Annotated in this window: 1 protein-coding gene; it reads right to left on the bottom strand. The window is 61.6% G+C overall.

From position 1 onward, the window contains the following. Positions 1-255: sigma factor (locus AYO36_RS11020; protein WP_304439371.1), on the bottom strand; the 255-nt coding region annotated here is incomplete at its 3' end. Positions 256-393: the final 138 nt, after the last annotated feature.

Here is a 393-nt window from a genome sequence, read left to right as displayed (position 1 = left end):
ATTCACGGCGATTCGATGCAACCAGGTTGAGAACTGGGCATCGCCACGGAAACTTCCGATCGCGCGGTAGGCACGGATGAAAGTGTCCTGGGCGACGTCCTGACATTCGCTCCAGTCGGCGATGTAGCGACCGACAAGGGCCACCACGCGATGCTGGTACTTGCGCACCAGGACATCAAACGCGGCGCTCTCGCCGTGCTGCACGCGCCGGACCAGTTCCAGATCCAGCTCCTGAGGTGTATCAACATCGGCCATGAGGGGCCGCACTCCTGTCAGCCCAACCGACGTCGGGCAATGAGACTGCCAATCCCGGGAAAAGTTCAGTCGCCGATCACCTGGCGCCGCACCAGCTTTTAACCACCGTTCCGTTAGCGTTCCGGTCCACGGCCATGG

The organism is Exiguobacterium sp. KKBO11, from assembly GCF_001644945.1.
GTDB classification, from domain to species: Bacteria; Bacillota; Bacilli; order Exiguobacteriales; family Exiguobacteriaceae; genus Exiguobacterium_A; species Exiguobacterium_A abrahamii.
Note: the sequence above shows the minus strand (reverse complement) of the source record. Positions and strands in the feature narration are given on the sequence as shown.